We start from the raw sequence: 21,299 nt of genomic DNA, 5'->3' as shown, positions 1-21,299 counted from the left end.
ATCCACAGCGTTACCCCGCACGGATCGATTTCGCCGCTGCCATGGCCGATGACCATGCCCATTGGAAATTGTATCCGCCCAGCCAGCCCGTCACATCCACCGCCTCGCCGATGACGTAAAGGCCGGGCAGGGTCTTGGCCGCCATCGTCTTGCTGGAAAGGGCCGATGTGTCGATCCCGCCGAGCGTGACTTCGGCGGTGCGGTATCCTTCTGTGCCGGAAGGACGCAGCGACCAGTTCTCCAACTGCGTACACAGCGCGGCAAGCGCCTTGTCAGATTGATCCGCCAGATTGCCCGACAGCGATAGCTCTGTCGCCAGATATTCCGCCAGACGGGCGGGCAGGTGCCGCGCCAGTTCGGTCTTGAGCGCATGCCGGCCGCCGCTTTGGCGCTGCGTGCGCAGGGTCTCCAGCAGCGGTGTCGGGGTCAGGTTGACGGTGATCTCTTCCCCCTCGCGCCAATAGCTTGAGCTTTGCAGGATCGCAGGCCCGGACAGCCCGCGATGGGTGAAAAGCAGCGCTTCGTCGAAACTTGTGCCGTCCTGCGTCGTCGTGCGCACGGGCTGCGAGACGCCCGCCAGCGCGGCAAAACGGCCATCGGGGAAGGTGAAGGGCACCAATGCGGGGCGCGTCTCGGTCACGGGCAGCCCGAACTGCCGCGCCAGATCATAGGCCAGCCCCGTCGCGCCCATTTTCGGGATCGACTTGCCCCCGGTGGCCAGCACAAGGTTTCGGGCCTTTACCGTCACGGTATCCCCGTCGCGTATCAGCCGCGCGGTGAAGCCTTCGGGCGTCTGCGCGACCTGCGCGATTTCGGTTTTCAGCCAAAGCTCTGCCCCGGCTTTGCGGATCAGGCCAGTCAGCATCTCGACGATCTGGCGGGCGCTGTCATCGCAAAATAGCTGGCCCAGCGTCTTTTCGTGCCATGCGATGCCGTGCTGGTCGATCAGGTCGATGAAATCCCACTGGGTATACCCGGCCAGCGCCGATTTGCAGAAATGCGGATTTGCCGACAGGAAGGCATGGGGCGCGCAATGCATGTTGGTGAAGTTGCAGCGCCCGCCGCCGGAGATGCGGATCTTCTCGCCCGGCGCTTTGGCGTGGTCCACGACCAGCACGCGCCCGCCCGCATGGGCTGCGCACATCATACCGGCGGCTCCGGCACCAAGGATCAACGTATCGACCTGCATGGGGCGGCGTGTGACCCAGTGCCGGGCCGGGGTCAAGCGGGAGCTGCGCGGGCCGCCACCCAAGATGCGCGCCACGGCGCCCGGCCATGCAATCAAGACTAGCCGGATCGCGGGGCTTGCGGTATTGTTACCGACAAGATCCCGAAAAATCGGGACGCTTTCGAGGCAAATTGGCGGTTTGACATGACAGAAATGGTGTATGGCACGGTCCCGGTTCGGGACACGGAGCCTGTTCTTCCCAAATGGTGGCGTACGGTCGACCGTTGGACTTTAACCTGTATTCTGCTGCTTTCCTGTATCGGGCTGCTGCTTGGGCTGGCCGCGTCCCCGCCGCTGGCGGCCAAGAATGGCTTTGCGCCGTTCCATTATGTGCAGCGTCAGGCGTTTTTCGGTGGTGTTGCCGTGGTCGCGATGGTGCTGACCTCGATGATGTCCCCGGTTCTGGTGCGCCGCCTTGCGATCCTTGGATTTATCGGCGCGTTCATCGCGCTTGCGCTTCTCCCGGTGCTTGGAACCGATTTCGGCAAAGGCGCGGTGCGCTGGTATTCGCTGGGCTTTGCCAGTGTACAACCGTCTGAGTTCCTCAAACCCGTTTTCGTTGTCACCGCCGCGTGGATGCTGGCCGCCAGCCAGGACGTGAACGGCCCGCCGGGGCGGATGTGGTCCTTTGCCCTGTGCGTGACCATCGTGCTGATGCTGGCGATGCAGCCCGATTTCGGTCAGGCCTGTCTGGTTCTGTTCGGCTGGGGCGTGATGTATTTCGTCGCGGGCGCGCCGATGCTGCTGCTGGTCGGGATGGCCGCGCTGGTCGTTCTGGGCGGCGCTTTCGCCTATAACAATTCCGAACATTTCGCGCGCCGGATCGACGGCTTTCTGTCGCCCGATATCGATCCGCGGACCCAGATGGGCTATGCCACCAACGCCATTCAAGAGGGCGGTCTTTTCGGCGTCGGCGTCGGTGAGGGGCAGGTGAAATGGTCGCTGCCCGATGCGCATACGGATTTCATCATCGCGGTGGCGGCGGAGGAATACGGGCTGATCCTCGTTCTGGCGATTATCGCGCTTTATGCGATCATCGTGGTGCGCTCGTTGCTGCGGCTGATGCGGGAACGCGATCCGTTCATCCGGCTGGCGGGTACGGGGATTGCCTGCATGTTCGGTGTGCAGGCGATGATCAATATCGGCGTCGCGGTCCGCTTGCTGCCCGCCAAGGGCATGACGTTGCCATTCGTGAGTTATGGCGGCTCGTCGGTTATCGCCTCGGCCATCGGGGTGGGGATGCTGCTGGCCTTCACCCGGACGCGCCCGCAGGGGCAATTGTCCGAACTTCTGGGCCGCGGCCGATGACACAGACTGCGACGGCACCGCTTTTGGTCATCGCTGCCGGTGGCACGGGCGGGCATATGTTTCCCGCGCAGGCGCTGGCCGAAGAGATGCTGGCGCGGGGCTGGCGGGTGAAGCTATCGACCGATGCGCGCGGTGCGCGGTACACGGGCGGTTTTCCCGAAGGCACGCAGATTGACGTCATCAGCTCTGCCACATTCGCGCGCGGCGGCCTGCTGGCCAAGGCGCTGGTGCCGTTTCGAATTGCGGGCGGCGTTCTGGGCGCGGCGCTTGGCATGTTGCGCGACCGCCCATCGGTTGTGGTGGGGTTCGGCGGGTATCCGTCCATTCCGGCGATTGCAGCGGCTTGGGCGCTGCGTTTGCCACGTATGATCCATGAACAGAACGGCGTGCTGGGCCGCGTGAATGAGGCATTCGCCTCGCGCGTGGATGTGGTCGCCTGCGGCACCTGGCCGACGCAGCTTGCCGACGGGATCGAAGGCACGCCGGTCGGCAACCCGGTGCGCAGCGCGGTCCTGACGCGGGCCGGGGCGCCTTACATTCCGCCGGGCGACTACCCGATGAAACTGGTGGTGATCGGCGGCAGCCAGGGCGCGCGCATCCTCAGCCAGGTGGTGCCGGACGCAGTGGCGGAGCTGCCCGATCAGATCTTGTCCAACCTTACCGTTGTTCAGCAAGCGCGCGAGGAAGACATCGCCGCCGTAGAACAGGCTTATGCCGCCATCGGTGTGCGAGCCGAAATCGCGCCGTTCATCCATGACGTGCCGCGCCAGTTCGCAGAGGCGCAGTTGGTCATCGCCCGCGCCGGTGCTTCCAGCATTGCCGATATTGCCGCCATCGGCCGCCCGGCGATCCTGATCCCCTATGCCGCCGCCGCGCGGGACCACCAGACGGCGAATGCACGCGGATTGGTCGAAACCGGGGGCGCGATATTGATACCAGAGCGTAAATTCACGCCGGAAAGCCTTGCGCAACAGATGAAAACCGTGTTGGAGGCGCCCGATTGGGCGGTCAAGATGGCCCATGCGGCCATGCAGCACGGCCGACCGGATGCGGCGCAGACATTGGCCGATCTTGTGGAAACGCTCGCGCGGAAAGGGGCACCGACATGAACGCAGCAACGAAACTGCCCGGCGATGTGGGCGCGATCCATTTTGTCGGGATTGGCGGGATTGGCATGTCCGGCATTGCCGAGGTTCTGCTGAACCATGGCTACACCGTGCAGGGGTCCGATCTGAAAGCCAGCAAGATCACCGAACGGCTCGAAGGGCTGGGCGCGCGGATTTTCGTGGGCCAGCGGGCCGAGAATATCGAACATGCGGAAGTGGTCGTGATCTCTTCTGCGATCAAACCGGGCAACCCGGAACTGGACGCCGCGCGCGCCCGTGGCCTGCCGATCGTGCGCCGGGCCGAGATGCTGGCCGAACTTATGCGGCTGAAATCGAACGTGGCCGTGGCGGGCACGCATGGCAAGACGACGACGACCACGATGGTCGCGACGCTGCTGGATGCGGGCAAGTTCGACCCTACGGTGATCAATGGCGGGATCATTCACGCCTATGGCTCGAACGCCCGCAAGGGCGAGGGCGAGTGGATGGTCGTCGAAGCCGATGAGAGCGACGGCACTTTCACGCGCCTGCCTGCGACCATTGCGATCGTGACCAATATCGACCCGGAGCATATGGAACATTGGGGAACCGAGGAAAACCTGCATCGCGGTTTTTACGAGTTCGTCTCCAATATCCCGTTCTATGGGCTGGCGGTGTGCTGCACCGACGACAACGACGTTCAGGCGCTGGTGGGCAAGATCACCGACCGCCGCGTGATCACATATGGCTTTAATGCGCAGGCGGATGTGCGGGCGATCAATCTGACCTATGAAAACGGCAAGGCTCATTTCGACGTGGCGCTGCAATCCGAAGATGCCGTGATCGAGGGCTGCGTGTTGCCGATGCCGGGGGATCACAATGTCTCCAACGCGCTGTCGGCGATTGCGGTGGCTCGTCATCTGGGCATGAAGCGCGCAGAAATTCGCGACGCGCTGGCGGGCTTCGGCGGGGTGAACCGCCGCTTTACCCGCGTGGGCGAAGTGGACGGCGTCACGATCATCGACGATTATGGCCACCACCCGACTGAAATCGCCGCCGTGCTGAAAGCCGCGCGCCAGGCGACCTCGGGCCGGGTCATCGCCGTGCACCAACCGCACCGCTATTCCCGCCTTCACCACCATTTCGATGATTTCTGCGCCTGTTTCAACGAGGCCGATGTGGTGGGCATCGCCGATGTTTTCGCCGCCGGAGAAGACCCCATTGAGGGCGCATCGCGCGATGATCTCGTTGCGGGGCTGATCCGCCACGGGCACCGCCATGCGCGGGCGGTCGTGGATGAAGCGGATCTGGAACGACTTGTGCGGGAACAGGCGCGCCCCGGCGACATGGTCGTGTGCCTTGGGGCCGGGACGATCTCTGCCTGGGCCAATGCGCTGCCGGAAAGGTTGATGAAAGGGGCTGCCTGAGGTGGAGATCGAGGGGGTCAGGGATAAAAACAGCCTTCGGTCTTATCTGGGGATCGAGGACGAAGCTGTCCGCATCCCGACCGCACGCCGCGTCGCGTATCTTTCTGCGATGCGGGTCGCGCCGATTGCGCTGCGTCATTTTTCTTCTCGGTCGCACTTGAACAACTCAGAGTTAACGGTTCTACCGTTCTTCGCGACGTTGTCATATTCAGCGGTGGTCAGCAGTTATCCAACACCTAAAATTAAATTGAGTTCAATCCGCACCGCTGTCAAAGTTTCCCGCGACTACGCTAACTCTATCACTAATGCTTCAGACATGGTCAGAGCCGCGTCGGTCGCTACCGCGGGTGCTGCCGCCACCGCCGGAAGAACCGCCGCCGCCACAGTGGCGATTGCTTTTGCGTCCGGACTTATCCCGAAATTCTGGGCTATCGTTCAAAGTGACCTTAAGGCACTGAAGCGAAATCCCACAGGGCCGATGCAGCGGGTCTGGTCGGATGACATGTTCGGCGAAATAGAAGAAGCATGGAACGAAGCCCGCGCGACACTCGAAGCCGACCCCAAAACCAACTGGACCTTCTGGATCACATGGTACGAGCGTGCACTGGAGGGCAAAAACCTCTATCCCGAAGAACTCGCCCTCATCCTCGACCAATTCACTGAAGACGACTGGCTCGGCGACCCCGCCAAGGTGAACCCCGCCTTCGACCCGATCTTGGAGTTGTATCGGCAGGATGAGGCGGGGGGCGGTGGCGACGTTGATCCCTTTCCGCAACGCAAACCTGCGAACATCAAGGCGATCAGATCGCAGGTCGTTGCGCTTAAAGATTATGTTGATGGCGAGTTTGAGTTCCTCAAAGGCTACAACGGTGAACTTTCAGCGGACGAAGAACAACGCGAGCCAATCCTCGAAGTGCTCGCGGCCCTGCGTGAAATAATCGACGACATCTTAAGGGTTTTCGAAGAAGAGGAAGCATCGACGGCTCTGGTTGTTGTTGACGAAAAGGTCCCTGCCGTCACTGAACAGGCCGAAAAACTGGAACAACTCGAAACCATCCCAAACATTAGTGCGCATATCATCGCAATGACAGCCACCGTTAAGTACATGACCGACAACGGTTGGTCTCAAAAAAGCGCAGAAGCTGCTGCGCTTGCTCAACACAGCAAAGGGTTTGTCGCGAAAGCAAAAGAATTTTTGCAAACAAAGTTCAAGAAAAGTCCGCCCAGTTTGACACGGTTCTCTCCAAAAGATAGCCCCAAATAGCTCTTCTCGGGTTCTCAAAACGCGCGGAACAAGGCCGCAGGCCGCCGCGCATCGACGGGCCGCCCCCCCCCGGCACGGCGATTTGTTGAGGGCATTGCGCCGTTCAGGGCTTTCGAGGCAAACACCAACCATAAAGTGCTGCTGATCGAAGGGTGGGTCGCCGCACCGCGGCCCATCGCTGCGCAGCTTATCACGTTGATCGCAGGGGCCGGTAGGAGGTATGATCGCGTCATGACACTCCTTTACACATGTATCGCGTGGGTTCTGGCCTCTTCCGTGGTGGCGATGCTGCCGATGCGGCGCCAGTATGTCCCCGGTGTCATGCTGCTGATTGCCGCACCGCTGCTCATCATCTGGATTTGGCTGGACATCGGCTGGTGGGCGGGGATGTTGGCGGCGGCGGCTTTCGTGTCGATGTTTCGCAACCCGTTGCGCTATCTTTGGGCGCGGCTGAAGGGGCAAACTCCGAAGCTGCCGGACTGAGGATAACCGCGGGGGCGGGGCATGGCTGAAGAACATCTCAAACGCAGGATCGGGCTGGGTCTGCTAACCGCGTATGGCGTTGGCGTCATGATCGGCGCGGGGATTTACGTGCTGGTCGGTGCCGTGGCCGGGCAGGCGGGGTTCTGGGCGCCGCTGTCCTTTCTGCTGGCGGGGCTGATCGCGGCCCCCACAGCGCTGAGCTATGCCGAATTTTCGACCCGTCTGCCCGAAGCGGCGGGGGAAGCCGCCTATGTCGGGCAGGGCCTGTCGAGCCAGACGCTCGCCCTTGTGGTCGGGCTGGCCATCGTCGCGGCGGGCACGGTGTCGGCGGGGGCGGTTCTGCGGGGCGGCGTTGGATACCTGTCGGTCGTGCTGCCATGGCCGGAACTGGTTTTGCTGATCGGTCTGGGGTGCCTCATCACGCTGGTCTGTATCGTGGGCGTTCTGGAAAGCCTGGCACTGGCCGCGCTTTTCACGGTGATCGAGGTCGCGGGCCTTGGCATGGTGATCTGGGCTGGGGGTCATGCCACGCCGGTCGCCGAATATGTCAGCCCCCCGGAGGTGCCTTGGTCGCTGGTTGGCATGGGGGCGGTGCTGGCCTTCTTCGCCTTTATCGGTTTCGAAGACATCGTGAACATGGCCGAAGAGGTCGACCGCCCGGAGCACACCATGCCGCGCGCCATCGTACTGTCGCTGGCGATCACATCCGTCATCTACGCGCTGGTGGCATGGGCCTGCGTGCGCGCAGTGACAGTGTCCGATCTGGCCGCCTCCAGCAGCCCTTTGGCGCTGGTGTGGGAACGGGGCATGGGCACGTCCTCGGGCTTTCTGGCGCTGATCGCGGCTGTGGCAGCACTGAACGGCGTGCTGGCGCAGATCGTCATGGCGGCGCGCGTGATGTTCGGGCTGGGGCGGCGTAACCGGGGCTTGAGGATTTTCTTTCACGCGCATCCGCGTTTCGGAACGCCGGTGCTGGCCACGGTGCTGATCGGCGCGGCGGTTATTGGCTGCGCGGTTTTCCTGAGCGTTCTGGAACTGGCAGAGTTGACCACCACGCTGCTGCTGACCGTTTTCGTGATGGTGAACCTTGCCCTGATCCTGCAAAAGCGCCGCGTGCCCGAGGCACCGTTCCGCGTTCCGGCGGCCGTTCCATGGGCCGGGCTGCTGCTATCCGCCGGGGCCTTGGCGACCAGCCTGCGGGCGCTTGCGGTATGAGCCTGCCGCTGATCCTTGCCTGCCTCTGGGCCGTGGTCGCGAATGTGATCGCCATGTTCCCGTCGCGCGACAATCACTGGCGCAACGCCTATATCCTCATCGCGATCGGCATTCCCATTCTGGTGGCCATCGGCTATCGCCACGGGGTGCTGCTGGCACTGTTGGTGATGGTCGCGGGGATGAGCATCCTGCGTTGGCCGATGATCTATCTGATGCGCTGGCTGCGCGGGCTTCTATCGGGAAAGGGGCGGTCCCTGTGATTTATGTCTTGGCGATCCTGTCTCTTGGCGTGGGGCTGCTGCTCGGGGCGTGGCTGGCGCGGCGGCAACGCTGGGGCGGCTTGATCGCGCTGGTGGTGCTGGGCACGGTCCTGTTCGGGATCGGGATTTGGCAGGTCAACGCACGGTCGCGGCCCGAGGGGTTTGACGGCGTGGCTGAAATCGGGCTGCTGTTCCTTGCGCTTGCGCCATTGGAACTGGGCGCGCTGATCGGGGCAGGCCTGACGGCTCTGCGCCGCCGCACAAGCTGACCGCCCAAACTGACCGGCCACGCAGGGCCATCTGCCCGCAGGTCTTGCCGTTCAGCGCCCAAGCGCGTAGCACCGGGAAAATTCCGAACGCCTGAGCAGACCCGATGTCCCATATTCCGACGCCGCGCGGCAAACTGACCCCGAACCGGCCCCTGAATGAGCTGACATGGCTGCGTGTGGGTGGCCCGGCGGATTGGCTGTTCCAGCCGGCCGATATCGACGATCTTAGCGCGTTTCTGCGCGACCTGCCTGCCGAGATGACAGTCTTTCCCATGGGGGTTGGCTCCAACCTGATCGTGCGCGATGGCGGGTTGCGGGCCGTGGTGATCCGTTTGCCGATGCGCGGTTTCGGCCAGATCGACATTGACGGCACGCGCGTCACCGCAGGGGCGGCGGCGCTGGACAGCCGGGTGGCGATGCAGGCGGCGCAGGCGGGGGTGGACCTGACCTTTCTGCGCACCATCCCCGGTGCAATCGGCGGCGCGGTGCGGATGAATGCCGGGTGCTATGGCAGCTACACGGCGGATGTGTTCGTATCCGCCACAGTCGTTTTGCGCACGGGCGAGATCGTGACACTGGGCCCGGACGATCTGAACTTCCGCTACCGGCAAAGCGATCTGCCGGGCGGCGCAGTGCTGGTAAGCGCGGTTCTGGAAGGGCCCGCAGGCGATCCGGCGGCACTGGCGGCCCGGATGGAGGACCAGCTGGACAAGCGTGATGCGACCCAGCCGACCAAGGACCGCAGCGCCGGGTCCACGTTCCGCAATCCTGCCGGTTTTTCCAGCACGGGGCGCGCTGATGATGTGCATGATCTCAAGGCGTGGAAGGTGATCGACGACGCGGGAATGCGCGGCGCGACACGCGGCGGCGCGCAAATGAGCGAGAAGCATTCCAACTTCCTGATCAACACTGGTGACGCCACAGCGGCAGAGCTTGAAGGATTGGGCGAAGAAGTGCGAAAAAAGGTTTACCAGACAAGCGGCATCACGCTAGAATGGGAAATCATGCGGGTGGGCGAGGCATCCCCCGCAGACAGCCAAAAAACGGCACAATAACAAGGGCCAAAAACGGTCCGGGAAATGAGGCACGAAGTGGGTCAGTCGAGCAGGACACCCAAACGTGTGGCGGTATTGATGGGCGGTCCCTCGGCAGAGCGCGAGGTGTCCTTGTCCAGTGGGCGCGAATGCGCCATTGCGCTGCGCGAGGCGGGATATGATGTGATCGAGGTCGATGCAGGCCCCGATCTGGCCGCTGTGCTGACCTCTGAAAAGCCCGATGTCGTGTTCAACGCCCTGCATGGCCGCTGGGGCGAGGATGGCTGCGTGCAAGGTCTTCTGGAGTGGATGCGCATTCCCTATACCCATTCGGGCGTGCTGTGTTCGGCCCTTGCGATGGACAAGGAAAAGACCAAGGACGCCTATCGCGCGGCGGGGCTGCCAGTCATGGACAGCGTTCTGGCGACGCGCGCGGATATCGAAGCGGCGCATGTGATGGCGCCCCCCTATGTGGTCAAACCCTATAACGAAGGGTCCTCGGTCGGGGTCTATATCGTGCGCGAGAAAGCCAACGGGCCGCCGACCCTCGCGCCGGAATTGCCCGACGTGCTGATGGTCGAAACCTATGCGCCGGGGCGTGAATTGACGACCACGGTGATTGGCGACAAGGCGCTGGGCGTCACGGATATCGTCACCGACGGCTGGTACGACTTTCACGCCAAATACGCCGAAGGCGGTTCCCGCCACGTGGTGCCCGCCGATGTGCCGCAAGAGATTTTCGATGCCTGCCTCGACTATGCGCTGCGGGCGCACCGCGTTCTGGGGTGCCGGGGCGTCAGCCGCACCGATTTCCGCTGGGACGAGGCGCGCGGGCTGGACGGGTTGATCCTGCTTGAAACGAATACCCAGCCGGGCATGACGCCCACATCGCTGGTGCCAGAGCAGGCGGCGCATGAGGGGATCAGCTTCCCCGAACTGTGCGCCTGGATGGTGGAGGATGCCTCATGCGACCGTTGAACTGGCTGCGCCGCGACAAACCGCGCAAGGCGGACCCGGCCCCGTCACGCTGGGCGTGGCGGCTGGAACGGTGGATGCTGACGCCAAGCATCCGGCTTGCACTGCGCGCGGGCATTCCCTTTGCGCTGGCCTTCGGGGCAGTGACGGGGTGGTTCTCTGTCGAGGAGAACCGCATGATGGTACTGGACACGATTGCAGAGCTGCGCGCCAGCGTGGAGCAGCGACCGGAATTCATGGTAAATGTCATGGCCGTCGAAGGCGCTGGCCCCGAAGTCGCGGCCGATATTCGCGATATCATGCCCTTCGATCTGCCGACCTCGTCCTTCGATCTGGATCTTGAGCAACTGCGCGACACGATCGAAGGGCTGGACCCGGTAGCCGAGGCGAGCCTGCGCATCCGCTCTGGCGGGGTGCTGGAGGTCGATGTGACCGAACGGACCCCGGTCGCGGTTTGGCGGACCTATGAACAATTGACGCTGATCGATGCGGGCGGCGCGCATGTGGCAGAAATCCCGACCCGTCTGGCGCGGCCCGATCTGCCGCTGATCGCAGGTGACGGCGCGGATAAACACGTGCCCGAAGCGTTGGCGCTGATCCAGGCGGCGGACCCGCTGGGCGACCGGATGCGCGGCCTTGTGCGGATTGGCGAGCGGCGTTGGGACGTCGTGCTGGACCGCGACCAGCGTATCCTGTTGCCCGAAGAGGGGGCCTTGCAGGCGCTGGAGCGCGTGATCGCGCTGGACGAGGCACAGGATTTGCTGGCGCGAGACATCGCGCGGGTTGATATGCGGCTGGGCGATCGCCCAACGGTACAGATGAACGAGGCTGCCACGCAGGCATGGTGGCAGATCAGGGCACCAGCGGGTGCCGTGACACAGGCAGGTGACGAGCAATGATGGATCTCTATTCTTTCCAACGCAGTATGCGACGGATGCGGCAGCAAGCGCTTCAGCGCGGGGTGGTGGCTATTCTGGACGTGGGATCGTCCAAGATCGCCTGCCTTGTGCTGCGCTTCGACAATGCCGCGCGGATGGAGGACACGCCAGAGATGGGCGCGCTGGCCGGGCAAGCGGGCTTCCGGGTGATCGGCGCGGCGACGACACGGTCGCGCGGCGTCACATTCGGCGAGATCAGCGCCATGGGCGAGACAGAGCGCGCGATCCGCACCGCCTTGCAAGCGGCCCAGAAGATGGCCGGGATTCGTGTCGATCACGTGATCGCCTGTTTTTCGGGGGCAGAGCCGCGGTCCTACGGTCTGGATCACAAGCTGGAAGTCGAAAGCCAGGTTGTGACCGAAGAACACGTGGCGCGCGTTCTGGCGGGCTGCGATGTGCCGGATTACGGTCCGGGGCGCGAAGTGCTTCATGCGCAGCCGGTCAATTTCGCATTGGACCACCGGTCTGGGCTGATTGATCCGCGCGGGCAGATCGGCAACCAATTGTCGGTCGATATGCACATGCTGACTGTCGAAGCCTCTGCCGTGCAGCATCTGGCCCATTGCATCAAGCGCTGCGACCTCGAACTGGCGGGGATCGCGTCTTCGGCCTATGCCTCGGGGATTGCTGCGCTGGTGGAAGACGAACAAGAGCTTGGCGCGGCCTGTATCGATCTGGGCGGCGGTGCAACCGGCGTGTCGATCTTCATCAAGAAACACATGATCTTTGCGGATTCGGTGCGCATGGGCGGTGACCATGTGACGGCCGATATCTCCATGGGTCTGCAAGTCCCGATGCAGCAGGCCGAACGGATCAAGACCTTTTACGGCGGGGTTCATGCGACGGGCATGGATGACCGCGAGATGATCGAGATCGGCGGTGATACTGGTGATTTCGAACATGACCGGCGCACGGCCAGCCGGGCAGAGATCATTGGTATCATGCGCCCACGGGTCGAGGAAATCCTTGAAGAGGTCCGCGCGCGTCTGGATGCGGCCGGGTTCGATCACCTGCCCAGCCAGCAAATCGTGCTGACCGGTGGCGGCAGCCAGATTCCGGGGCTCGACGGGCTGGCAAGCCGTATCCTTGGGCAGAATGTGCGGCTGGGGCGTCCGCTACGGGTGCATGGACTGCCGCAGGCGGCGACCGGCCCGGGCTTTGCCAGCGCCGTGGGGCTGAGCCTTTTCGCCGCCCATCCGCAGGATGAATGGTGGGATTTCGACATTCCGGCGGATCGCTACCCGGCGCGCAGCTTCCGCCGCGCCGTCAAATGGTTCCGTGACAATTGGTAAAGGGCAGGGGCCTTGCTGGTCTTGCCATGCGGGCCTCATCCCTGTTGCTGGCCATCTGTCTGCTGCCTGCGGTGCTTATGTCGGTCTGGATCGCGCCGGCCCGCGGGCAAGAGATGATCTCGCCCGAGAGCTTTCTGGACATTGCAGAAGGCCGCACGCTGACCTTTCATAGCTTTCCGGGCAATCGGCTTGTCGGTACGGAACAATTCCTGAGCCGGTCGCTTAGCGTCTGGAAAACCCGCGAATATGGCTGCGTCTATGGTCGCATCTGGGTGGAAGACCGGCAAATCTGCTTTCTTTACGAAGATATCGACGCGGTGCCCGATTGTTGGAACGTGTTCCGAATGGATGACCGCCTACTGGTGCGCACGCCCGAGGCTTTCGGCGCTCAGGTGCAGGAAGTGACCGAGATTTCGGACACGCCCGTGGGCTGCCCGGAGACCCCGATCAGTTAACGAATCGACTTGCATCTTTCGTGGTTATCCATAGGTTTATCCCCAAGGTCCCACAGAGGCCGGACGGCAAATTGAGCAGTCGTCCTGACATTTTGAATGAACGACACGCGCGAAACGGTTGCGATTCCACACGTATCGGTAGTTGTGGAAAAGATTGTGGTGCGTTGACTATGCGCCGCAACATCTTGGGCGATCAGCAAAATACTGCCTGTTGTTGTCTTGAAATTGCCATATTTGGTGGTTGAAGGCCGATTTCCGGGTGACGTCCTTCCTACGCTTCGATAAACTTGCTCGTGATTTATAAGGCGAATCCCGCAGGCAGCCGGGACCAAGACAGGCGGATCCTATTATGACCTTGAATCTCTCCATGCCGGGTGAACCGGACCTAAAACCCAAGATCACCGTTTTTGGTGTGGGCGGTGCCGGTGGCAACGCGGTCAATAACATGATCGAAAAGCAACTCGCGGGCGTTGAGTTCGTTGTTGCGAACACCGACGCGCAGGCGCTGCAGCAATCGGCTTCGGAGCAGCGCATTCAGCTTGGCGTGAAAGTGACCGAAGGTCTGGGCGCGGGCGCGCGGGCTGCCGTTGGCGCCGCTGCGGCGGAAGAGAGCATCGAGCAGATCGTCGATCACCTTGCAGGCGCGCATATGTGCTTCATCACTGCGGGCATGGGCGGTGGCACCGGGACGGGTGCTGCGCCGATCATCGCGCAGGCTGCACGCGAATTGGGCGTTCTGACGGTTGGTGTTGTGACCAAGCCGTTCCAGTTCGAAGGCAACAAGCGGATGCGCCAGGCGGAAGAGGGCGTCGAAGCGCTCCAGCGCGTTGTCGATACGCTGATCATTATTCCGAACCAGAACCTGTTCCGGCTTGCCAACGAAAAGACCACCTTCACCGATGCGTTCTCCATGGCGGATGACGTTCTGTACCAAGGCGTCAAAGGCGTGACCGATCTGATGGTCCGTCCCGGCCTGATCAACCTTGATTTCGCGGATGTGCGCGCCGTCATGGACGAGATGGGCAAGGCGATGATGGGAACGGGCGAGGCCGACGGCGAAGATCGCGCGGTTCAAGCGGCAGAGAAGGCGATTGCAAACCCGCTGCTGGACGAAATCTCGCTGCGTGGCGCCAAGGGCGTTCTGATCAACATCACCGGCAGCGAAGACCTGACGCTGTTCGAACTCGACGAGGCGGCCAACCGCATCCGCGAAGAGGTCGATCCCGAGGCGAACATCATCGTTGGGTCCACACTTGAGCCCGAAATGCACGGCACCATGCGTGTGTCGGTCGTGGCCACCGGGATCGATGCGTCCGAAAATGTGGGCGAAACTCCGGTTCCGCGTCGCAGCCTGAGCGCACCGCTGACGCAAACCGTGGCCGCCGATGCGCCGGAAGAAGCGACCTACGCACAGCCGCAACCCGCTGTCGCGGAAGAGCGGATGCCCGAACCGGCGCAAACGCCCATGGCGGTTGCCGCAGAAGAACCCAGCCTGTTCGAAGACATCGAAACGCAGCGCGGCGCGGCGGCGGAAGCCCCTGCACAAGGTTATGAAGCCCCGCAGCATTATGCGGCCGACGACCTGCCGCCCCCGGCCTATCAGCCGGAGCCTGCGCAATACGAACCGGCACAGCAGTCGCTGGAAGCGGAGCCGGAAGATTACCCCGCGCCGCAACAGCATCACGCACCCGGCACACCGTCGCCCGAAGCGATGGCACGTCTGCGGGCTGTGACCCAGCGCGCGAATGGCGGGCAGGCCGCGCAGCCGCAACCGGCAGCAGAGCCGCAGCACGCTGCGGGCGATCGGTCCTCGCGCTTTGGCATCAACTCGCTGATCAACCGGATGACCGGCCACGCCGAAGGGCAAGCATCGCAACCGGCGCAGCGTGTGCAACCGCAGGTGTCCCGCGCCGTCGCGCCGGAGCCGCAGGCCCGTGAAGGGGTCGATCAGGACAACGAGCGGATCGAAATCCCGGCCTTCCTGCGCCGCCAAGCCAACTGATCCTGAAACATTGTTTCATTAAAGGGGCCGCTTCGTGCGGCCCTTTTTCGTTTTTTATCAGATGTTTAGTGCGCGCGTGGCAAGGTTTCGCCACTACAGCCCGTCATGTTTCAAACCGTTACAAAGCGTGTGTTGAGCCTTCGGCCTCATAACAATATTTCATTAACAACGGTAAACTTTGTGAACGCTAACAAGATACGCGAACAACGCTACGGGGCAGCAGTGCAGACAACGATCAAATCATCGGTCACCTTTCGGGGCAAAGGCTTGCATTCGGGCGCATCTGCCCGGATCACGATCTTTCCTGCGTCCGCGGAGCATGGAATCTGGTTCAAACGAGTCGACGTGATCGGCAAGGACAACCTTGTGCCCGCGCGCTGGGACGTGGCGGAGCATTCTCCGCTGTGCACCAAGCTGATCAACGAAGCGGGCGTGTCCGTTTCCACGGTCGAACACCTCATGGCGGCGCTGGCCGGGTGCGGTGTTCATAATGCGCTGATCGAAATCGACGGCCCGGAAGTTCCGATCCTGGACGGGTCCGCCGCACCTTTCGTGCGCGGGATCATGCAGCGTGGTTTGCAGCGGCTCAACGTGCCGGTGCGCGCCTTCGAAGTGGTCGAGGAAGTCTCCGTGACGCATAACGGTGCGACGGCGACGATTTCTCCCTCCGAAGAGATGGGCATCGAGTTCCATATCGACTTCGAAGACGCAGCCATCGGCAAGCAGTCCAAGCGACTGAATATGGCCAATGGCAGCTTTGCCCGCGAATTGTGCGACAGCCGGACCTTCTGCCGGAAAGCGGATGTCGAGGCGATGCAGGCCAATGGGCTTGCCCTTGGTGGCGCGCCCGGCGTGAATGCTGTGGTCTTTGATGGCGGTCATGTGGTCAGCCCCGGCGGTCTGCGCCACAGGGACGAACCTGTTCGCCACAAGATGCTGGACGCGCTCGGCGATCTGGCACTGGCGGGGGCCCCGCTGATCGGCCATTACACTGGCGACAAGGCCGGGCATACCCTGACCAATATGCTGCTGCGCAAACTCTTCGCGACCCCCGGCGCCGTCCGGATGGTAACATGCGATGACGCCCGGACAGCCCGGCTTCCCGGGGCAGGGCTGCATTGGAGCGAAGTGCCCCGAGTCGCCTGACGGGTCACAGTCTGCGAATGGATTGTCAAAACGACCTGAATCGACTTTCAGCCTTGGAAGTGAATGTGCTAGAGCGATCTGAGGATGATGGCTCTGGTGGGGTGACCTTCGCGTGCTGAAGTGGAAACAAGGGCATTGGGTATGACGAGCGTCTCGGTGCGGATCCGCGCAGGTAAGTGGCTCTCGGCGGCGGCGCTCGCTGTGGCCCTTTCGGGCTGCGGCAATGGCGGCGGCGCTGGCTTTTTCTCGAACGAAGAAATCCCGCTGGAAACCTATACCCCGCTTCAAATCTTCGAGCGTGGGGAATTCGAACTGGAACGGCGGCGTCCCGATGACGCGGCCTTCTATTTTGGCGAAATCGAACGGCTTTACCCGTATAGCGATCTGGCCAAGCGGGCGCTGATCATGCAGGCCTATTCCTATCATCAGGACCGCGATTACGAGAATAGCCGCTCTGCCGCGCAGCGCTTCATCGACTTCTATCCCGATGACGATGACGCGGCCTATGCGCAGTATCTTCTGGCGCTCAGCTATTACGACCAGATTGACGATGTGGGCCGGGATCAGGGACTGACCTTCCAGGCGCTGCAATCGTTGCGGCAGGTGATTGAACGGTATCCCGATAGCGAATACGCTAAATCGTCCATCCTGAAATTCGACCTTGCCTTCGATCACCTTGCGGGCAAGGAAATGGAAATCGGGCGCTACTACCTGAAGCGCGAACATTACCCGGCGGCGATCAACCGTTTCCGCGTGGTGGTTGAAGATTTCCAAACCACGACCCACACTGCCGAAGCGCTGCACCGTTTGGTGGAGGCGTATCTGTCGCTGGGTCTTACGGATGAGGCGCAGTCGGCTGGGGCGATCCTTGGCTACAACTTCCAGTCGACCGAATGGTACAAGGCAAGTTATGCGCTGCTGACCGGGGTCGGGCTTGAGCCGAAAGTGCGCGGCAATAACTGGCTGGCGCAGGTGTATCGCCAAATGATCCAGGGCAAGTGGCTATAGTCAGGTGTGCTGAAGCACACCCTACGGGACGACGCTGATGCTGCGCGGGCTTGAAATCCGGGACATGCTGATCATCGAACGGTTGGAACTGGCGTTCCATCCGGGTCTTAACGTGTTGACCGGCGAAACCGGGGCCGGCAAGTCGATCTTGCTGGATGCGCTTGGCTTCGTTCTGGGGTGGCGCGGGCGGGCCGATCTGGTGCGTCAGGGCGCGCAGACCGGTGAAGTGACCGCGTGGTTCGATCTGGACGAGGCGCATCCGGCGCGTGCTGTCCTGCGCGAGGCCGGTCTGCCCGAAAGCGACGAATTGCTGCTGCGGCGGGTCAACACGGCGGATGGGCGCAAGACCGCATGGGTCAACGACCGGCGCGCCAGTGGGGAGGTGCTGCGGGCGCTGTCCGAAGTGCTGTTGGAGCTGCACGGGCAGCATGATGATCGCGGATTGCTTAACACCCGCGGGCATCGCGACATTCTCGACAGTTTTGGCGGCCATGCGCCGCTGTTGCAGGACACCCGTGCGGGATGGGCCGGATTGCGCGCGGCGGAAAAGGCGTTGCGCGCGGCGGAAGAGGCGATCGACGCGGTGCGGGCAGAGGAAGATTTCCTGCGCCACGCGGTGTCCGAACTGGACAAGCTCGATCCGCAACCGGGCGAGGAAGAAACGCTCGACTCGCAGCGGCGCATGATGCAGGCCTCCGAAAAGATTGCAGGCGATGTGGGCCGCGCCCAGGCGGCGTTGGGTTATGAGGGCGCCGAAGGGGCCTTGTCGGACGCGCTGCGCTGGCTCGAAGGGGTGGCGGACCGGGCCGAAGGGCAGTTGGAGGAACCGATTGCCGCGCTGGGGCGGGCGCTGAACGAACTTGGCGATGCGGCCAGCGGTGTCGAGCGCTGCCTTGATGTGCTGACCTTCAACCCGGCGGAACTGGAAAGCTGCGAGGAACGTCTGTTCGCGATCCGTGGGCTTGCGCGCAAGCACGGGGTCGAACCCGATGCGCTTGCGGATTTTGCCGACAGCCTGCGTGCGCGGCTGGCGCAGCTGGACGATGGTGACGCGGATATCGAACGGCTTCAGGCCGATTGGCGCGTGGCCGAACAGGAATTCGCCACAGCAGCGGATGCGTTGAGCGCGGCGCGGCGCGCGGCGGCAGAGCGTCTGGACACAGCCGTGCGCGCAGAGCTTGCCCCGCTCAAGATGGAGCGGGCGGTTTTCACAACCCAGATCAGCGATGACACCCCCGGCCCGGAAGGGCAGGATGCGGTGGCCTTCACCGTTGCCACGAACCCCGGCGCACCAGCCGGGCCGCTGAACAAGATCGCCAGCGGTGGTGAACTCAGCCGGTTTTTGCTGGCGCTCAAAGTGTGCCTGACCGAAGGTCAGCAGGGCATCACCATGATCTTCGACGAGATCGACCGGGGCGTTGGCGGTGCGACGGCGGATGCGGTCGGACGCCGATTGGCGGCACTGGCAGAGGACGGGCAGGTGCTGGTCGTTACCCACTCGCCGCAGGTGGCAGCGCTTGGGGCGCATCACTGGCGGGTGGAAAAGCAGGTCGAAGACGGGATGACGACCTCTACCGTGGTGCCGCTTCTGCCCGAGGAACGGGTGGACGAAATCGCGCGGATGTTGTCCGGTGATCGCATCACCCCAGAGGCCCGCAGCGCTGCGCAGGCTTTGCTTTCCGGGTAACGCCGCGAAAATCTTCGCCCATACGGGGTTTTACACGGCGCTCCTGAAGCGTATCACCGAATGTGAGACCTGTCAGAACAGTGTGCCGAAATGTCTGCGCCGAACCGTTCCATTCTGTCCGAACAGCTGGATCAGGCCGTGACTGCCTGCAAAGGCGGCTGGGAAATGCTGCGCCGACGCGGGCCAAGCCAGATCCAGTTCTGGTTCATCGCCCTGGTGGTCGGGATCGCGGCCGGGTTCGCGGCGCTGTTCTTCCGCAAGGGGATCGAGACACTGCAAGCGGTGATCTACCGCACCGATGACGTGCAATATCTGCACAGCCATGCGGGCAGTCTGCCATGGTACGTGATCGTCATCATCCCGGTGGTGGGCGGCCTTGTTGTGGGGCTGATCCTGCACAATTTCACGCCCGATGGCCGGGTGCGGTCCGTCGCTGATGTGATCGAGGGCGCGGCGCTGAAAGATGGCCGGGTGGAACAGCGGGCGGGGGTGGCCTCTGCGCTGGCCTCGCTGATTACGCTGAGTTCGGGTGGCTCCTCTGGGCGAGAGGGGCCTGTCGTTCACTTGGCCGGCGTGCTGTCCACATGGATCAGCAACCGGATTGCCGCCGATGGCATCACGGGGCGCGATTTGCTGGGCTGCGCAGTGGCGGCTGCGGTATCGGCCAGTTTCAACGCACCCATCGCCGGCGCGCTGTTTGCGCTGGAGGTCGTGCTGCGGCACTTCGCGGTCCATGCCTTTGCGCCGATTGTCATCGCGTCCGCTGCGGGAACCGTCATCAACCGGCTGGAATATGGCGGTGTGACGGAATTTGCGCTGCCCACCGCGTCGGAATTGGCGTTCTACATCGAACTTCCGGCCTTCCTGCTGTTGGGGCTGCTATGCGGCGCGGTTGCGGTGTTCCTGATGCGCGGGATCTTCTGGGCGGATAGTCTTGCAAACAATGTGCAAGCGCGCACCAAGCTGCCGCGCTGGCTGCGTCCTGCCTTGGCGGGGCTGCTGCTGGGGGCGATTGCAGTGTGGTATCCGCATATCATCGGCGTCGGCTATGAGACGACCTCGCTTGCGCTGACCGGCCAGCTTTTGCTGCATGATGCCATCGTCTTTGCGTTGATCAAATCCGTGGCCGTGGCGATTACGCTGGGCGGACGCATGGGCGGCGGCGTGTTTTCCCCGTCTTTGATGATCGGCGGTTTGACCGGGCTAAGCTTTGGGCTAATCGCAACCAGCGTGCTTCCGCAATGGTCCGGCGCGGTGGCGATCTATGCCCTTGCCGGGATGGGCGGTGTGGCGGCGGCCGTTCTGGGCGCACCGATTTCCACGACATTGATCGTGTTTGAATTGACCGGGGACTGGCAGACGGGGCTGGCGGTCATGGTCTCTGTGTCCATGTCCACGGCGCTGGCATCGCGTCTGGTCGATCGCAGTTTCTTCCTGACGCAGTTGGAACGCCGCGGCACACGTTTAGCCGCCGGACCGCAGGCCTATCTTCTGTCGATGTTCCGGGTCAGTGCCGTGATGCGCGCGGCGGATCACCCACGCGCCGCGCCAGAACAGCAATGCTGGGACATGATCCGGGACGGCACCTATGTGGATGGAAATGCGACGCTGGAAGCGGCGATGCCGGTCTTCGATCAGGCCGGTGTGGCGTTCCTGCCGGTAGTCTCACTGACCGGCGAAGACACGCCGCCGCAGCTTTTGGGAACCTTGTTCCATGTGGATGCGCTCAAGGCCTATAACCGGGCCCTCGCGGCAACCGCCGCAGAGGAGCATAGCTGACCGGAACGGGAACCGGGCGGAAATTCCCGCCGGGTTCGGTTATCTTGGTTCAGATGTTTTCGACCGTCACGCCATTGCCGGTGTAAAAGGCCAGATGATCCTTGATCCGTGCGACGCCTTCCTTGGGGTTCTCATAGCTCCAGACCGCGTTTTCCAGCGTGGCGGATTTGGTGACCACGGAAAAATAGCTTGCATCGCCTTTATGGGGGCAATGGGTGGTCTTGTCGGTGGCATCAAGGAACGCCATCGCGATGTCCTGACGGGGGAAATAGATCACCGGGGGGTAATCGCCTTCGACCAGTTCCAGCGCGTTGTCGGATTCGCCCAGCACTGCACCTCCGGCGCGAACGCTCCAGCGACCGTCTGCCTTGGTAATTTTGATATGATCTGCCATGGGGTCCTCCTTCGTTGTGCTGCACCCTACTGCCGAGGGTTGGTAACAGC

General features: G+C 62.8%; 20 protein-coding genes. 18 read left to right on the top strand and 2 right to left on the bottom strand.

Annotated features, from left to right (window positions below):
- Positions 1 to 10: 10 nt before the first annotated feature.
- On the bottom strand, positions 11 to 1,189 hold the full coding sequence (locus E4Z66_RS05755) for a BaiN/RdsA family NAD(P)/FAD-dependent oxidoreductase (protein WP_136461981.1): 1,179 nt from the start codon (positions 1,187 to 1,189) through the stop codon (positions 11 to 13).
- 183 nt (positions 1,190 to 1,372) lie between these two features.
- Between E4Z66_RS05755 and ftsW the strand changes: the two genes are divergently transcribed.
- From ftsW to E4Z66_RS05665, 18 genes are all read left to right on the top strand, one after another.
- Positions 1,373 to 2,536: a putative lipid II flippase FtsW gene (gene ftsW / locus E4Z66_RS05750; protein WP_136461980.1), complete on the top strand. Its 1,164-nt coding sequence runs from the start codon at positions 1,373 to 1,375 to the stop codon at positions 2,534 to 2,536.
- Entirely contained in the window at positions 2,533 to 3,645 is a 1,113-nt protein-coding gene (locus E4Z66_RS05745; RefSeq protein WP_136461979.1) for a UDP-N-acetylglucosamine--N-acetylmuramyl-(pentapeptide) pyrophosphoryl-undecaprenol N-acetylglucosamine transferase, read from the top strand. Before ftsW ends, E4Z66_RS05745 begins: the two co-directional genes overlap by 4 nt.
- Complete coding sequence (murC, locus tag E4Z66_RS05740) at positions 3,642 to 5,048, top strand: UDP-N-acetylmuramate--L-alanine ligase (protein WP_136461978.1); 1,407 nt, start codon at positions 3,642 to 3,644, stop codon at positions 5,046 to 5,048. The genes E4Z66_RS05745 and murC overlap by 4 nt, the downstream gene beginning before the upstream one ends.
- Position 5,049: 1 nt before the next feature.
- Complete coding sequence (locus E4Z66_RS05735) at positions 5,050 to 6,312, top strand: hypothetical protein (RefSeq protein WP_136461977.1); 1,263 nt, start codon at positions 5,050 to 5,052, stop codon at positions 6,310 to 6,312.
- A gap of 231 nt (positions 6,313 to 6,543) precedes the next feature.
- Entirely contained in the window at positions 6,544 to 6,795 is a 252-nt protein-coding gene (locus E4Z66_RS05730; protein ID WP_136461976.1) for a DUF2484 family protein, read from the top strand.
- A gap of 21 nt (positions 6,796 to 6,816) precedes the next feature.
- Positions 6,817 to 8,010 (top strand): APC family permease, encoded by a 1,194-nt coding sequence (locus E4Z66_RS05725; RefSeq protein WP_136461975.1) that lies wholly within the window; start codon positions 6,817 to 6,819, stop codon positions 8,008 to 8,010.
- Complete coding sequence (locus E4Z66_RS05720; protein WP_136461974.1) at positions 8,007 to 8,270, top strand: DUF2484 family protein; 264 nt, start codon at positions 8,007 to 8,009, stop codon at positions 8,268 to 8,270. Before E4Z66_RS05725 ends, E4Z66_RS05720 begins: the two co-directional genes overlap by 4 nt.
- The gene (locus E4Z66_RS05715) at positions 8,267 to 8,539 is read left to right on the top strand and encodes a hypothetical protein (RefSeq protein WP_136461973.1); all 273 of its coding nucleotides are present in this window, start codon (positions 8,267 to 8,269) and stop codon (positions 8,537 to 8,539) included. The genes E4Z66_RS05720 and E4Z66_RS05715 overlap by 4 nt, the downstream gene beginning before the upstream one ends.
- Positions 8,540 to 8,643: 104 nt before the next feature.
- On the top strand, positions 8,644 to 9,594 hold the full coding sequence (gene murB, locus E4Z66_RS05710; RefSeq protein WP_136461972.1) for a UDP-N-acetylmuramate dehydrogenase: 951 nt from the start codon (positions 8,644 to 8,646) through the stop codon (positions 9,592 to 9,594).
- Between the two features lie 24 nt (positions 9,595 to 9,618).
- Entirely contained in the window at positions 9,619 to 10,551 is a 933-nt protein-coding gene (locus E4Z66_RS05705; RefSeq protein ID WP_211097113.1) for a D-alanine--D-alanine ligase, read from the top strand.
- Positions 10,539 to 11,447, top strand: coding sequence for a cell division protein FtsQ/DivIB (locus E4Z66_RS05700; RefSeq protein ID WP_136461970.1), 909 nt, complete (start codon positions 10,539 to 10,541; stop codon positions 11,445 to 11,447). The genes E4Z66_RS05705 and E4Z66_RS05700 overlap by 13 nt, the downstream gene beginning before the upstream one ends.
- Positions 11,444 to 12,778 (top strand): cell division protein FtsA, encoded by a 1,335-nt coding sequence (ftsA, locus tag E4Z66_RS05695; RefSeq protein ID WP_211097112.1) that lies wholly within the window; start codon positions 11,444 to 11,446, stop codon positions 12,776 to 12,778. Before E4Z66_RS05700 ends, ftsA begins: the two co-directional genes overlap by 4 nt.
- A gap of 26 nt (positions 12,779 to 12,804) precedes the next feature.
- A complete protein-coding gene (locus tag E4Z66_RS05690; RefSeq protein ID WP_136461969.1) occupies positions 12,805 to 13,233 on the top strand; it encodes a hypothetical protein in 429 nt (142 codons plus the stop codon).
- A gap of 349 nt (positions 13,234 to 13,582) precedes the next feature.
- Positions 13,583 to 15,235, top strand: coding sequence for a cell division protein FtsZ (gene ftsZ, locus E4Z66_RS05685; RefSeq protein WP_136461968.1), 1,653 nt, complete (start codon positions 13,583 to 13,585; stop codon positions 15,233 to 15,235).
- Positions 15,236 to 15,457: 222 nt separating this feature from the next.
- Positions 15,458 to 16,381: a UDP-3-O-acyl-N-acetylglucosamine deacetylase gene (gene lpxC / locus E4Z66_RS05680; RefSeq protein WP_136461967.1), complete on the top strand. Its 924-nt coding sequence runs from the start codon at positions 15,458 to 15,460 to the stop codon at positions 16,379 to 16,381.
- A 141-nt stretch (positions 16,382 to 16,522) separates the two neighbouring features.
- Positions 16,523 to 17,389, top strand: coding sequence for an outer membrane protein assembly factor BamD (locus tag E4Z66_RS05675; RefSeq protein ID WP_136461966.1), 867 nt, complete (start codon positions 16,523 to 16,525; stop codon positions 17,387 to 17,389).
- 37 nt (positions 17,390 to 17,426) lie between these two features.
- A complete protein-coding gene (gene recN, locus E4Z66_RS05670; RefSeq protein ID WP_136461965.1) occupies positions 17,427 to 19,076 on the top strand; it encodes a DNA repair protein RecN in 1,650 nt (549 codons plus the stop codon).
- A gap of 90 nt (positions 19,077 to 19,166) precedes the next feature.
- Complete coding sequence (locus E4Z66_RS05665) at positions 19,167 to 20,855, top strand: chloride channel protein (RefSeq protein WP_136461964.1); 1,689 nt, start codon at positions 19,167 to 19,169, stop codon at positions 20,853 to 20,855.
- Positions 20,856 to 20,904: 49 nt separating this feature from the next.
- Here E4Z66_RS05665 and E4Z66_RS05660 read toward each other — a convergent pair whose 3' ends face one another.
- Complete coding sequence (locus E4Z66_RS05660; protein WP_136461963.1) at positions 20,905 to 21,249, bottom strand: DUF427 domain-containing protein; 345 nt, start codon at positions 21,247 to 21,249, stop codon at positions 20,905 to 20,907.
- Positions 21,250 to 21,299 lie beyond the last annotated feature (50 nt).

The sequence above is a fragment of the Aliishimia ponticola genome (assembly GCF_004803475.1).
Taxonomy (GTDB): domain Bacteria; phylum Pseudomonadota; class Alphaproteobacteria; order Rhodobacterales; family Rhodobacteraceae; genus Aliishimia; species Aliishimia ponticola.
This window is presented reverse-complemented; position numbering and strand designations above follow the sequence as displayed.

Bases quoted from the DNA above. Each gene is read 5' to 3' on its own strand.
- E4Z66_RS05755 (WP_136461981.1), bottom strand. From the start codon at position 1,189: ATGCAGGTCGATACGTTGATCCTTGGTGCCGGAGCCGCCGGTATGATG.
- ftsW (WP_136461980.1), top strand. From the start codon at position 1,373: ATGACAGAAATGGTGTATGGCACGGTCCCGGTTCGGGACACGGAGCCT.
- E4Z66_RS05745 (WP_136461979.1), top strand. From the start codon at position 2,533: ATGACACAGACTGCGACGGCACCGCTTTTGGTCATCGCTGCCGGTGGC.
- murC (WP_136461978.1), top strand. From the start codon at position 3,642: ATGAACGCAGCAACGAAACTGCCCGGCGATGTGGGCGCGATCCATTTT.
- E4Z66_RS05730 (WP_136461976.1), top strand. From the start codon at position 6,544: ATGACACTCCTTTACACATGTATCGCGTGGGTTCTGGCCTCTTCCGTG.
- E4Z66_RS05725 (WP_136461975.1), top strand. From the start codon at position 6,817: ATGGCTGAAGAACATCTCAAACGCAGGATCGGGCTGGGTCTGCTAACC.
- E4Z66_RS05720 (WP_136461974.1), top strand. From the start codon at position 8,007: ATGAGCCTGCCGCTGATCCTTGCCTGCCTCTGGGCCGTGGTCGCGAAT.
- murB (WP_136461972.1), top strand. From the start codon at position 8,644: ATGTCCCATATTCCGACGCCGCGCGGCAAACTGACCCCGAACCGGCCC.
- E4Z66_RS05705 (WP_211097113.1), top strand. From the start codon at position 9,619: ATGAGGCACGAAGTGGGTCAGTCGAGCAGGACACCCAAACGTGTGGCG.
- E4Z66_RS05700 (WP_136461970.1), top strand. From the start codon at position 10,539: ATGCGACCGTTGAACTGGCTGCGCCGCGACAAACCGCGCAAGGCGGAC.
- ftsA (WP_211097112.1), top strand. From the start codon at position 11,444: ATGATGGATCTCTATTCTTTCCAACGCAGTATGCGACGGATGCGGCAG.
- E4Z66_RS05690 (WP_136461969.1), top strand. From the start codon at position 12,805: ATGCGGGCCTCATCCCTGTTGCTGGCCATCTGTCTGCTGCCTGCGGTG.
- ftsZ (WP_136461968.1), top strand. From the start codon at position 13,583: ATGACCTTGAATCTCTCCATGCCGGGTGAACCGGACCTAAAACCCAAG.
- E4Z66_RS05675 (WP_136461966.1), top strand. From the start codon at position 16,523: ATGACGAGCGTCTCGGTGCGGATCCGCGCAGGTAAGTGGCTCTCGGCG.
- recN (WP_136461965.1), top strand. From the start codon at position 17,427: ATGCTGCGCGGGCTTGAAATCCGGGACATGCTGATCATCGAACGGTTG.
- E4Z66_RS05665 (WP_136461964.1), top strand. From the start codon at position 19,167: ATGTCTGCGCCGAACCGTTCCATTCTGTCCGAACAGCTGGATCAGGCC.
- E4Z66_RS05660 (WP_136461963.1), bottom strand. From the start codon at position 21,249: ATGGCAGATCATATCAAAATTACCAAGGCAGACGGTCGCTGGAGCGTT.